The organism is Priestia sp. P1_B12_1, assembly GCF_056406695.1.
The window spans coordinates 232,404-244,678 of the sequence record NZ_JBFTZR010000005.1; the positions used below are offsets into that span (position 1 = coordinate 232,404).

Consider the following 12,275-nt stretch of genomic DNA (forward strand, 5'->3'; position numbering starts at 1 on the left):
AACTTGTGGAAGCAACTATTCAGCCGTTAGATCGCGTGTTCCTTGAAATTGGCCCTCTAACGGTCTACTGGTACGGCGTAATTATCGGTGTAGGTGTTCTATTAGGTCTTTATATTGCGACAAGAGAAAGCGTAAGAAGAGGCTTATCAAAAGATACATTTGTTGATCTCATCTTATTTGCTGTGCCAATAGCTATTATTTGTGCACGAATTTATTATGTATCCTTTGAATGGGGATACTATTCAAAGCATTTAAATGAAATACCTCAGATTTGGCAAGGTGGGATTGCCATTCATGGTGGCTTAATCGGAGGCGTATTAACTGCCATTGTATATTCGAAAGTAAAAAAGATTTCATTTTGGAAGTTGGCTGATATTGCTGCGCCTAGTTTAATCCTTGGCCAAGCCATTGGGCGCTGGGGCAACTTTATGAATCAAGAGGCACACGGGGGGCCGGTTACCCGTGCTTTTTTAGAAGGGTTGCACCTTCCAAATTTTATTATTAACCAAATGTATATTAACGGTACATATTACCATCCTACGTTTTTATACGAATCATTATGGGATTTTGCAGGATTTATCCTGTTGATGGTACTTCGCCGCACCAGTCTGCGAAAAGGAGAAATTTTCTTATCTTATTTAATCTGGTACTCAGTTGGCCGCTTCTTTGTAGAAGGGCTTCGCACGGATAGTTTAATGCTGACGCATACACTCAGAATCGCTCAAGTTGTTTCACTTGTACTGATTGTAATAGCCATTATTTTAATTATTGTCCGCCGCGTGACGGGAATGAGTAAACAGAAATACTTAGAGAATGAAGAAGCACAATCTAAGGCGTAAATGAAGAAAAGCTACAAGACTTATACAAACTTGATTTGACGCAAGGGAAGGAAATGAATAATGACGATTAATACGGTTTTGTTTGATTTAGACGGTACGTTAATTGATACCAATGAATTAATTATTGCCTCGTTTACTCATACGCTTAATCACTATTATCCTGAACAATATACTCGCGAAGATATTTTACAGTTTATGGGACCTCCTTTATACGACACGTTTGTAGAAATGGATAAAACGAAAGTAAACGAAATGATTGAGATGTATCGCACGCATAATCTAGCTAATCATGATTTGCTTGTTAAAGAATTTGAAGGCGTACTTGAAACAGTTAAATGGCTGCACGAGCAGAATTATAAATTAGGTATTGTCACAACAAAGCAAAGAAATACGGTCATGATGGGGCTTAAGTTAACAAAGTTAGACCAGTTCTTTGATACGATTGTCGCAATTGAAGACGTCACAAATGCAAAGCCGCATCCTGAGCCAGTAGAAAAAGCGCTGAAGCTGCTTAATGCTAAACCTGAAGAAGCGCTGATGGTGGGAGATAACCATCACGACATCGTTTCTGGCCAAAGAGCTTATACGAAAACAGCTGGAGTTGCTTGGAGTGCAAAAGGAAGAGATCATATCGCTTCTTATAATCCTGATATTATTTTAGAGAATATGACGGATTTAATTGATATATTAAAAGGAGAACGTCAGTGAGAAAAACGACGCGCTATCCGGTTAAAGGAGCTAATTCCCTTTGGCATGTCTATAAGACCGTGCCTTTTTGGAAAGTAGTGCGCAACTTCCTAATCATTCAATGCGCTCGCTATACGCCTTTTCTTTCGATGAAAAACTGGCTGTATAAAACGTGCTTAGGGATGAAAGTAGGACCTCAAACATCCTTTGCCCTTATGGTAATGCTCGATATTATGTTTCCTGAAAAAATACAAGTAGGACGCAATACGGTTATCGGATACAATACAACTATTCTCGCTCATGAATATCTGATAACGGAATATCGTCTTGGAGATGTCATCATTGGGGATGAAGTGATGATTGGAGCAAATAGCACCATCCTTCCAGGTGTAACAATCGGCAATGAAGCGGTTGTAGCGGCTGGAACGGTGGTTCATAAAGATGTAGCACCCGGTTTCTTTGTTGGAGGTAACCCTATGCGTGTCATCTATACAAAAGAAGAAATGGAAAAGCGCAGGGAAGCCGAACCTAAAGCCACAACTTAGCAAGAACTAAGCTGTGGCTTTTTTTGTAAATTTGAACAGCTGGCGGTTGACGGCTGACTTTATCGGGTGTAAACTATCAATAACTTTAATTTGTTATTTCGCTAATACATTAGCGTGATAAAGTGAAAACAACCTATCAATGGTTCCTTAATAGATAAAATCAAGCCTAAAGGACGTGTCGGAATGTCAAAGTTATTTATGTTTGAAAAACCCCTTGGAATGAGAGATACCCTGCCAGCTCTTTTTGAAAGAAAAAAACAAGTTCGCAATCAGCTGGCAGATGAAATCAGCAGCTGGGGCTATCAATATATGGCAACGCCTACTGTGGAATATTACGAGACGGTAGGAAGCGCATCAGCTATTTTAGATCAACAATTGTTTAAACTTTTAGATAAAGAAGGGCATACGCTTGTGCTGCGACCGGATGTAACAACGCCATTTGCACGTGTGGCCGCTTCAAAACTTTTAAATAATTCTCCTTTGCGCTTAGCTTATGAAGCAAATGTATTCCGAGCTCAGCAGCGTGAGGGCGGCCGCCCGGCGGAGTTTGAGCAAATAGGCGTGGAGCTAATTGGAGATGCTACGATGAGCAGCGATGCTGAAGTGATTGCTCTCATGATCGGCGCATTAAAAAGAGCGGGACTTAAATCATTTAAAGTGGCAATTGGCCACATCGGGTTTGTTAATTCACTTTTTTTAGAAATTGTCGGAAATGAAGAACGTGCTAACGTGCTTCGCCGCTTTTTATATGAGAAAAATTACGTGGGCTATCGTAATCATGTAAAAGATTTGAATCTATCTTCTATTGATAAACAGCGTCTCCTTCAGCTGCTTAACCTGCGCGGAGATGAAAAGAAGATTGAAGAAGCGGTTGAACTAGTTGAAAACGAAGGTGGCAAAAAAGCAGCCGGTGATTTGAAAAAGCTATGGAACATGCTTGATGCATACGGTGTAACGGATGAAATTAAAATTGATTTTAACTTAGTTAGTCATATGAGCTATTACACAGGTATTTTATTTGAAGTCTTTGCTGAAAACGTTGGTTTCCATATCGGTAATGGAGGACGTTATGACCAGCTTCTTGAAAAATTCGCGTCTAAAACACCAGCTACAGGATTTGGAATTCAGCTCGACCGCTTAATTGAAGCGCTGGGCGAAGAAGTATATGAGCCTTCAGCAGTATACGGCATATTATATAGCCAGGAGCGTTTAGATGAGGCATTAGCTTTAGCTGCTGAACAGCGCAAGCAAGGATACCGGGTAGTGACTCAGGAAATTGCAGGCGTTGATGATGTTGATGTATTTACTGCACAGTTTGAAGAAGTCACGTTTCTAATTGGAAAACGAGGCAAGGGGGGACAATAATGAGTGAACTATTAACAATTGCAATGCCAAAAGGACGTATTTTTGAAGAAGCAGCTGAACTTTTGCGTCAAGCAGACTTTCAATTGCCGCCAGAATTTGACGATTCGCGCAAGCTGATTGTAGACATTCCTGAAGAGAACATGCGCTTTATTTTAGCAAAACCAATGGACGTTACTACTTATGTAGAATACGGAGTAGCAGATCTTGGTATTGCAGGTAAAGACGTAATGTTAGAAGAAGAAAGAGATGTCTATGAGCTGTTGGATTTAAATATTAGTAAATGTCATCTGGCCGTTGCCGGTTTGCCTAATGCTAAAAAATCAGAAATTGCTCAAAAAGTGGCAACCAAATATCCAAATGTAGCATCTACTTATTTCAGGGAGCAAGGAGAGCAAGTAGAAATTATTAAATTGAATGGTTCCATTGAATTAGCGCCTTTAATCGGCCTGGCTGATCGGATCGTTGATATTGTATCAACAGGACAAACACTAAAAGAGAACGGACTTGTTGAATTAGAGCACATTGAAGATATTACATCGCGTTTGATTGTGAACCCTGTGAGCTATCGTTTAAAAGACGAACGAATTGATGATTTAGTGAATCGTTTAGCCCAAGTGGTTCAACCTGTATAAAAGAGGTGACATACATTGAAAATTACACGTGTAACAGAACAAGTGAGCTTAAAACGTACGATTGATCAAGGGACGAGTGCTCAAAGAGAAATTGTCGTAAATATTTTAAAGCAGGTGCAAGAGCAAAAAGACGAAGCTTTAAAAAGATACACAGCCAAATTTGACGGCGTTGAGCTTTCTTCTTTACTTGTGACGGAACAAGAAAAGAAGCGTGCTTATGAGCTGGTTGATGTAGACATGCTGTCAATCATTCGTGAAGCGGCTGACAACATTCGTGATTACCACGAAAGAATGGTCGAGCAGTCTTGGATGACAACAAAAGAAGACGGCACCATTTTAGGGCAGAAAGTAACGCCTTTAGATGCAGTAGGTGTTTATGTACCGGGAGGCCTTGCGGCGTATCCTTCTTCCGTTTTAATGAATGTCATTCCTGCTCAAGTGGCAGGGGTAAAACGTATTGTGATGGTTTCACCTCCAGGAAAAGACGGCGCGCTGCCTGCTGGAGTAGTGGTAGCAGCGAATGAGCTTGGGGTCGAAGAGATTTATAAAGTAGGTGGAGCTCAAGCGATAGGAGCACTTGCCTATGGAACAGAAACAATTAAACCCGTCGATAAAATTGTAGGTCCTGGTAATATCTTTGTTGCATTAGCGAAAAGAGAAGTATATGGATTAGTAGACATTGACTCAATTGCTGGACCTAGTGAAATTGTCGTACTAGCAGACGAAACGGCTAAGCCGAACGAAGTGGCAGCTGATTTATTATCTCAAGCAGAACATGACAAATTAGCTTCAAGCATTTTAGTAACGCCTTCTATGAAATTAGCCGAAGCTGTTAAAGAAGAAGTGGAAAGACAAGTGGAATCTCTACCTCGGAAAGAAATTGCAAAACCTTCTATTGATAACCATGGTGCTATTTATGTGACAGGGTCATTAGAAGAAGCTGTTGAAGCTGTTAATCAATTAGCTCCTGAACATTTAGAAATTATGACTGAAAGTCCGCTTGAACTTTTAGGTTCCATTCGTCATGCCGGTGCTATTTTTTTAGGAAGATACAGCTCAGAACCTGTTGGCGATTATTTCGCGGGACCAAACCATGTTCTTCCAACCAATGGGACAGCAAAATTCTCAAGTCCTTTATCAGTTGATTCATTTGTGAAGAAGTCTAGTATCATTTCATACAGCCAACAAGCCCTGCAGAAAAATGTCTCGAAGATCGCAGCGTTTGCTCGTTTAGAAGGGCTAGAAGCTCATGCAAGGGCGGTTGAAGAACGCTTTAAAAAATAAGGTGGAGATTAAAAGAAAAGAGTAGAAATGTTCTTTTCTTTATCTATTACATGCACAGTTGAAAGGAGTTTCACAATGAGAGAGTCAAGTATTAAACGTACAACAAACGAAACGGATATTGCATTAGCGATTGGAATCGATGGAGAAGGAAAAGCGAGCATTGATACAGGCGTTCCTTTTTTAAATCATATGCTCGATTTATTTACAAAGCACGGACAGTTTAACCTTGATGTAAAAGCAGATGGGGACACGGAGATTGATGATCACCATACAACGGAAGATATCGGTATTTGCCTTGGTCAAACGTTCAAAGAAGCGCTCGGTGATAAAAAAGGAATTAAACGCTATGGAAATGCTTTTGTACCAATGGATGATGCGTTGGCTCAAGTGGTAGTAGATTTAAGCAATCGTCCTCATTTTGAATTTAAAGGTGACATTCCCGCGTCGCGCGTCGGTACATTTGATACAGAGCTTGTGTATGAATTTTTATGGAAATTTGCATTAGAATCTCGCATGAATGTACATGTAATTGTACACTACGGCAAAAATACACACCACATTATTGAAGCGGTGTTTAAGGCTTTAGCACGTGCTTTGGACGAAGCGACAACGATTGATCCGCGTGTCAAAGGTGTGCCTTCGACGAAAGGGATGTTGTAAATGATTGGAATTATCGACTATGGGATGGGCAACTTATACAGCGTAAGTAAAGCTCTTGAACGATTAAACTATGATTATATTATCTCGGCAGATCCTGCTGAGCTAAGAAAGGCAAAAGGGCTGATTCTTCCTGGAGTTGGAGCATTCAAAGATGCTATGGAACAGCTGAATCAAACAAAGCTGACGGACTTTATTAAAGAAGAAGTAGCAAAAGGAATGCCTTTGCTTGGAATTTGTTTAGGTATGCAGCTTTTATTTGAAGAAAGCGATGAAAACGGCGTAACAAAAGGGCTGGAACTGTTAAAAGGGAGAGTCGAGCGTATTCCCGGCATTACTGCTGAAGGACAGACATATAAAGTTCCGCACATGGGCTGGAACTCTTTAAATTTTCATCAGCCGTCTGCTCTGCTTGATGGAATCAGTGAAGGTCACGTGTACTTTGTTCACTCTTATTACGTAAAAACAAATGACCAAGCCGTGCTTTTAGCAACAAGTCCTTATGATGTTGAAGTTCCAGCAGTTGTTGGAAAAGAACACGTATTTGGCACTCAATTCCACCCTGAAAAAAGCAGTGCAATCGGAATGCAAATGCTGCAAAATTATGCAAACTTCGTAGAGAAAAGGAGCCCATCGTATGAGCAAATTTGAAATATATCCAGCCATTGATATGCGCGGAGGAAAGTGCGTCCGTTTGCTTCAAGGAGATTACACAAAAGAAACGGTGTACGGAGATTCTCCGGTAGATATGGCCACACAATTCGCAAGTGAAGGCGCTCAGTGGATTCACATGGTTGATTTAGACGGCGCAAAAGCGGCCAAGCGCGTAAATGATGAATTTGTGCTAGGCGTGAAAAAGAAATTAAATGTACGTGTGCAAATTGGAGGAGGCATTCGCTCAGAAGCTGATGTTGCTTACTATTTAGAAAGCGGAATTGACCGCGTTATTTTAGGAAGTGCAGCTATTTCTAATCCTGAATTTGTGAAAAAAATGCTGAAGGAATATGGTGCACGTATTGCTATTGGTATTGATGCACGTGACGGCTATGTTGCGACGGAAGGCTGGGTGGAAACATCTACAATCAAAGCGACAGAACTAGGAAAAGAATTGGCTAATGCTGGTGCGGAAACATTTATTTTCACGGATATTTCTACTGATGGCATGCTGTCTGGTCCTAATGTGGAAGGAATTGTTGAAATGGCTAAGGCTACTGGAAAAGGTGTGATTGCATCAGGGGGAGTTAGTAAACTTGCTGATCTAGATGCACTAAAGAAGTATGAAGCTGACGGCGTTATTGGTGCGATTGTAGGGAAAGCACTTTATACAAATAAGTTTACAGTAGCTGAAGCACTTCAAGAGGTGAAAGCGTAATGATTACAAAACGAATCATTCCTTGTTTAGATGTAAAGGACGGCCGTGTGGTAAAAGGAGTTCAGTTTGTGGAACTTCGAGATGCAGGAGATCCTGTAGAGTTGGCGAAGTTTTACGATGAAGAAGGCGCAGACGAATTAGTCTTTTTGGATATTTCTGCTTCTCATGAAGGACGCAAAACGATGGTACATGTTGTAGAAGAAGTAGCATCTCAGCTAGCGATTCCTTTTACGGTGGGCGGAGGAATTAATGCATTAGAAGATATGAAGAGAATGCTTCGTGCTGGTGCAGACAAAGTGTCATTAAATACAGCGGCCGTACTCAATCCAGCACTCATTACAGAAGGGTCTGACTTTTTTGGAGCTCAGTGTATTGTGGTAGCCATCGATGCTAAGTACGATAAAAGTTTACAATCATGGCGAGTCTATACACACGGAGGCCGCAACGCAACGGACTGGGAAGTAATCGACTGGGCAAGAGAAGCAGTGAAGCGCGGTGCGGGTGAGATCTTGTTAACGAGTATGGATAAAGACGGCGAAAAGTCAGGGTTTGATTTAGCATTAACCAAAGCAGTTAGCCAAGCAGTGAGCGTTCCTGTTATTGCTTCTGGCGGAGCAGGAAATGGTCAAGATTTTGTCGATGCGTTTGAAAAAGGAGAAGCTGACGCGGCTTTGGCGGCTTCGATCTTTCACTATAAAGAAACATCTGTAAAAGAAATTAAAAGCTATGCAAAACAACAAGGAGTGAGCATTCGATGACGATTGAAAACATTAAATTCAACAGTGATGGACTTGTACCGGCTATTGTACAAGATGCTGTGAGCAAAGAAGTTTTAACATTGGCTTATATGAACGAAGAATCACTTCAAAAATCAATTGATACACGTGAAACATGGTTTTACAGCCGTTCTCGACAAGAGTTGTGGCACAAGGGCGCAACCTCGGGAAACACACAAAAGATTGTAAGCATGGCATATGACTGTGATGCTGATTCTCTGGTTGTAAAGGTGGAGCCTCAAGGTCCTGCTTGTCATACGGGGGCTTACAGCTGCTTTAATGAAACAATTCTTGGTGAAAATAAACAAAATGATAATCGGTTTGCTATTATTAATGAGCTAGAAGAAGTAATCGCTAAGCGTGAAGCTGAAATGCCAGAAGGAGCTTATACGACGTACTTGTTTGATAAAGGCGTAGATAAAATCCTCAAAAAAGTAGGAGAAGAAGCTGGTGAAGTCATTATTGCAGCAAAAAATCGTGACCATGATGAGCTGAAGTGGGAAGTTGCAGATTTATTGTACCACGTACTTGTTTTACTTCGTGAGCAAAAGCTGCCTTTAGACGATGTCCTATCAGTATTAAAAGAGCGTCACTCTAGCTAATAGCTACATAGTGAAAAGAGAGAAGGAGTTGTCTCATTTTAGATAAAAGAGGCAAAACCTTCTCTTATTTGCGTCAAGAAACGACTGCTTGCAGGCTCCTTTTTTGAATAGAGGTATTAAACTTCTTGGCAAATGTGATATACTACGAACGTCGAAATTATCAACTTATTTGGAGGGCTTAATGGAAAAACACTCAAAAGTAATTCAAAAAATGGCACAAGTAATTCCATTTTCGCAAACGGGTGACTTCTATTTCGAAAAAGCGCTGCAGGCGTTTGAAGAAGAGGAGTCGGATAAAGCGCTCAAGTATTTAACGCGTGCAAACAAAGAAAATGCCCGTAATCCACAGCTTCTTACAAATGTTGGAGTAGCTTTAACGGAGCGGGGAGATTATCAAGATGCCAACGAGCTTTTTCTCCATGTGATTCATCATATGGACGATACATTAGGAAGCTGTTACTACTATATAGCTAACAGCTATGCGCATCTTGGACTGTTTGAAGAATCAAAAAAATACGCGATGTATTACATTGAGCATTTTCCAAATGGTGACCTCTTTCGATCGGCTACAGATCTGTTAGATTTACTATCAATTGATGTGGATGAAGAAGATGAAGAGCCTAAAAATCAGCTAGGCGACATGCTGATTATAAAACAAGAACAAGCAAAGAGACTGCTTGAAGCAACGGATTTTGAAGAAGCAGTGGATTTGTTAACTGAAATAATTGATGAGTATCCAGAATTCTGGTCTGCATATAATAATTTAGCGTTAGCTTATTTTTATTTAAATAAAATTGATGAGGCAATGGATTTGCTGAATGAAGTATTGGAGAAAAACCCTGGAAATCTTCATGCGTTATGCAATCAGCTGATTTTCTATTATTATTGCCATAAGCATAAAGAAGTTGAGGAGCTTACAGACGGGCTTAGCCGCGTTTATCCAATGTCATTTGAACACCGCTATAAGCTTGGAGCAACATTTGCATTGATTGGTCAATACAAACTATCATACAGATGGTTAAAAAAGCTTTATACACAAGGATTTCAAGGAGACAACTCATTTCATTATTGGCTCTCATATGCTTCTTACTATACCGGGCGTGAAGCGTTCGCTAAAGAAATGTGGAAGCTGGCATTGGAAGACGTTCCTGATAAAGAAGGAGAGGAGCCTTGGCGCATCAGTCAAAAAGCTGCGAAGGTTTTTCAATCGAAAGTGGATATTACAGCGAAAAAGAAATGTGCAACAAAAAATGTTCATGATCAGCTTTACAGCCTGTATATGGCGAAGAAGCTTCCTGAACAACAGCGTCTGCTTCTTTTAGAAGAAATCAAGTCGTCCATACATATGAGTACACTTTTAGATGAAGTATATACGTATGTATGGCAGGATAAACACCATGTGATTTTTGAGGTGGCAGATGTTATTGAACTGGAGATGGAATCGCAGACTGAAAGTGATATCCAGGATCTTTTAAGCTTTTGGTTTTATGTATATGTACAGGTATATAAACAATCCTATGATTTTCAGCATGTGAACGTAAATGCATGGGCCGCAGCCGTCACATATATATGGGCGAAAGAACAAAACCAGTCTATTACTCAAGCCGATGCGGCAAAACAATATTCCATTTCCGCTGCAACAGTGAGAAAGTACAGTAAAATTGTGAATACGTTATTAAATTGAGCAAAAAAATAGACGATAATAGGAAGAACATATTAGGATAGTGGTAACGAAATAATTATCCATAAATTTGGAATCAACTACGAAGGAATTTCCTAAAAGGAGTGTAAAGCGATGACAGAAGAAAAAATTTATGATGTCATTATTATTGGGGCAGGCCCAGCAGGTATGACTGCTGCTGTATATACATCTCGTGCAGATTTATCAACATTAATGATTGAACGCGGAATTCCAGGCGGTCAAATGGCTAATACGGAAGATGTAGAAAACTATCCAGGTTATGATCATATCCTTGGTCCTGACCTTTCTAACAAAATGTTTGAGCATGCAAAAAAATTCGGTGCGGAATATGCGTACGGTGATATTAAAGAAATCATCGACGGAGAAGAATACAAGACAGTTCGTGCAGGCAGCAAAGAATATAAAACACGTTCAGTAATCGTTGCTACTGGTGCTGAATATAAAAAATTAGGTGCGCCAGGAGAAAAAGAACTAGGCGGCCGCGGCGTATCTTATTGTGCTGTATGTGACGGTGCATTCTTTAAAGGTAAAGAGCTAGTCGTTGTAGGCGGTGGAGACTCTGCGGTTGAAGAAGGCGTATATTTAACACGCTTCGCAACAAAAGTAACAATTATTCACCGACGCGATGAGCTTCGTGCGCAAAAAATCCTACAGCAGCGTGCATTTGATAACGAAAAAGTTGATTTTATTTGGAATACAACGGTCAAAGAAGTAAAAGAAAAAGACGGTAAAGTAGGCAGCGTAACGTTAGTAGACACAAAAACAGGTGAAGAGCGCGAGTTTGGTGCGGACGGCGTATTCATTTATGTTGGAATGGTTCCACTAACAAAACCATTCGAAAGCCTAAACATCACGAATAAAGAAGGATATATTGAAACGAACGAGCAAATGGAAACAAAAGTACCAGGTGTGTTCGCAGCTGGAGACGTTCGTGAAAAGGCTCTTCGTCAAATTGTAACAGCTACAGGCGATGGCAGCATTGCTGCTCAAGCGGCTCAGCACTATGTAGAAGAGTTAAAAGAAAAGTTAAAAGCTATTCAGCAATAAGGCTGAAATCAATCTTTTACAAAACGTAATTCGGTTTTAACTGTTCTGTAACACCTGTGAAACATTGATGGGGTACTATATAGATAGTAATTGACCCCCTTTTATAAAATATATATATGTCGGGCATAGGACGTGTTCCTATGCCTCTTTTTTGTGACTATAACAGATTGAATTTACGTATATAACAGCAATGGATTATTTTCAGAAAATTTAGTAATAGTTAGTTCATCTCCGTTGTGAGAGAAGTTTGTTTCGTAGTATAATAAAAGAAAATGTCAGTATACATATGATGAGGTGGAAAACATGCAAAGGGTCACAAATTGTGTATTAATGAAAGATGATAAAGTATTGTTGCTTCAAAAGCCACGACGAAACTGGTGGGTGGCCCCGGGTGGGAAAATGGAGCAAGGAGAATCTGTAAAAGACTCTGTTGTAAGAGAATTTCGTGAAGAAACGGGAATTTATTTGAAAAATCCCACTGTAAAAGGTATCTTTACTTTTACGATGAAAGAAAACGATCAAATTTCATCTGAATGGATGATGTTTACTTTTTTTGCTACAGATTTTGATGGGACAAATGTGCTAGAATCAGAAGAAGGCAAACTCGGTTGGCATAATTTGAGTGAAGTAAGTGAATTGCCGATGGCACCGGGAGATCATCACATTATCGATTATGTAGCAAAAGGGTCGGGTGTTATTTATGGCAACTTTACGTATACAACAGATTTCGAGTTATTATCTTATCGAATTGATCCTTGTTAATGATA

General features: G+C 40.1%; 14 protein-coding genes. All 14 read left to right on the plus strand.

Annotation, left to right across the window (positions count from 1 at the left end):
* The first annotated feature begins 5 nt into the window (after positions 1-5).
* A complete protein-coding gene (lgt, locus tag AC1D0Y_RS18260; protein WP_028409654.1) occupies positions 6-839 on the plus strand; it encodes a prolipoprotein diacylglyceryl transferase in 834 nt (277 codons plus the stop codon).
* Positions 840-899: 60 nt separating this feature from the next.
* The gene (gene ppaX / locus AC1D0Y_RS18265; protein WP_028409653.1) at positions 900-1,547 is read left to right on the plus strand and encodes a pyrophosphatase PpaX; all 648 of its coding nucleotides are present in this window, start codon (positions 900-902) and stop codon (positions 1,545-1,547) included.
* Positions 1,544-2,071, plus strand: coding sequence for an acyltransferase (locus AC1D0Y_RS18270; RefSeq protein ID WP_028409652.1), 528 nt, complete (start codon positions 1,544-1,546; stop codon positions 2,069-2,071). The genes ppaX and AC1D0Y_RS18270 overlap by 4 nt, the downstream gene beginning before the upstream one ends.
* A gap of 183 nt (positions 2,072-2,254) precedes the next feature.
* A complete protein-coding gene (locus AC1D0Y_RS18275) occupies positions 2,255-3,436 on the plus strand; it encodes an ATP phosphoribosyltransferase regulatory subunit (protein ID WP_028409651.1) in 1,182 nt (393 codons plus the stop codon).
* Entirely contained in the window at positions 3,436-4,068 is a 633-nt protein-coding gene (gene hisG, locus AC1D0Y_RS18280) for an ATP phosphoribosyltransferase (RefSeq protein WP_013059721.1), read from the plus strand. Before AC1D0Y_RS18275 ends, hisG begins: the two co-directional genes overlap by 1 nt.
* Positions 4,069-4,083: 15 nt before the next feature.
* Positions 4,084-5,352: a histidinol dehydrogenase gene (gene hisD / locus AC1D0Y_RS18285; protein ID WP_060745840.1), complete on the plus strand. Its 1,269-nt coding sequence runs from the start codon at positions 4,084-4,086 to the stop codon at positions 5,350-5,352.
* 75 nt (positions 5,353-5,427) lie between these two features.
* Entirely contained in the window at positions 5,428-6,012 is a 585-nt protein-coding gene (hisB, locus tag AC1D0Y_RS18290) for an imidazoleglycerol-phosphate dehydratase HisB (protein ID WP_025752581.1), read from the plus strand.
* Positions 6,013-6,660, plus strand: a complete 648-nt coding sequence (hisH, locus tag AC1D0Y_RS18295) for an imidazole glycerol phosphate synthase subunit HisH (RefSeq protein WP_477707836.1) — start codon at positions 6,013-6,015, stop codon at positions 6,658-6,660. It abuts the gene before it with no gap.
* A complete protein-coding gene (hisA, locus tag AC1D0Y_RS18300; RefSeq protein ID WP_098658966.1) occupies positions 6,647-7,381 on the plus strand; it encodes a 1-(5-phosphoribosyl)-5-[(5-phosphoribosylamino)methylideneamino]imidazole-4-carboxamide isomerase in 735 nt (244 codons plus the stop codon). The genes hisH and hisA overlap by 14 nt, the downstream gene beginning before the upstream one ends.
* Positions 7,381-8,139, plus strand: a complete 759-nt coding sequence (gene hisF / locus AC1D0Y_RS18305) for an imidazole glycerol phosphate synthase subunit HisF (protein WP_477707837.1) — start codon at positions 7,381-7,383, stop codon at positions 8,137-8,139. The genes hisA and hisF overlap by 1 nt, the downstream gene beginning before the upstream one ends.
* Positions 8,136-8,759, plus strand: coding sequence for a bifunctional phosphoribosyl-AMP cyclohydrolase/phosphoribosyl-ATP diphosphatase HisIE (hisIE, locus tag AC1D0Y_RS18310; RefSeq protein WP_013059715.1), 624 nt, complete (start codon positions 8,136-8,138; stop codon positions 8,757-8,759). Before hisF ends, hisIE begins: the two co-directional genes overlap by 4 nt.
* A 181-nt stretch (positions 8,760-8,940) precedes the next feature.
* Positions 8,941-10,443 (plus strand): tetratricopeptide repeat protein, encoded by a 1,503-nt coding sequence (locus AC1D0Y_RS18315; RefSeq protein ID WP_136790305.1) that lies wholly within the window; start codon positions 8,941-8,943, stop codon positions 10,441-10,443.
* Between the two features lie 111 nt (positions 10,444-10,554).
* Complete coding sequence (gene trxB, locus AC1D0Y_RS18320; RefSeq protein WP_025752588.1) at positions 10,555-11,508, plus strand: thioredoxin-disulfide reductase; 954 nt, start codon at positions 10,555-10,557, stop codon at positions 11,506-11,508.
* Positions 11,509-11,811: 303 nt separating this feature from the next.
* On the plus strand, positions 11,812-12,270 hold the full coding sequence (locus AC1D0Y_RS18325) for an 8-oxo-dGTP diphosphatase (RefSeq protein WP_013059712.1): 459 nt from the start codon (positions 11,812-11,814) through the stop codon (positions 12,268-12,270).
* The last annotated feature ends 5 nt before the right edge of the window (positions 12,271-12,275 follow it).

Bases quoted from the DNA above. Each gene is read 5' to 3' on its own strand.
- ppaX (WP_028409653.1), top strand. From the start codon at position 900: ATGACGATTAATACGGTTTTGTTTGATTTAGACGGTACGTTAATTGAT.
- AC1D0Y_RS18275 (WP_028409651.1), top strand. From the start codon at position 2,255: ATGTCAAAGTTATTTATGTTTGAAAAACCCCTTGGAATGAGAGATACC.
- hisG (WP_013059721.1), top strand. From the start codon at position 3,436: ATGAGTGAACTATTAACAATTGCAATGCCAAAAGGACGTATTTTTGAA.
- hisB (WP_025752581.1), top strand. From the start codon at position 5,428: ATGAGAGAGTCAAGTATTAAACGTACAACAAACGAAACGGATATTGCA.
- hisH (WP_477707836.1), top strand. From the start codon at position 6,013: ATGATTGGAATTATCGACTATGGGATGGGCAACTTATACAGCGTAAGT.
- hisA (WP_098658966.1), top strand. From the start codon at position 6,647: ATGAGCAAATTTGAAATATATCCAGCCATTGATATGCGCGGAGGAAAG.
- hisF (WP_477707837.1), top strand. From the start codon at position 7,381: ATGATTACAAAACGAATCATTCCTTGTTTAGATGTAAAGGACGGCCGT.
- hisIE (WP_013059715.1), top strand. From the start codon at position 8,136: ATGACGATTGAAAACATTAAATTCAACAGTGATGGACTTGTACCGGCT.
- AC1D0Y_RS18315 (WP_136790305.1), top strand. From the start codon at position 8,941: ATGGAAAAACACTCAAAAGTAATTCAAAAAATGGCACAAGTAATTCCA.
- trxB (WP_025752588.1), top strand. From the start codon at position 10,555: ATGACAGAAGAAAAAATTTATGATGTCATTATTATTGGGGCAGGCCCA.
- AC1D0Y_RS18325 (WP_013059712.1), top strand. From the start codon at position 11,812: ATGCAAAGGGTCACAAATTGTGTATTAATGAAAGATGATAAAGTATTG.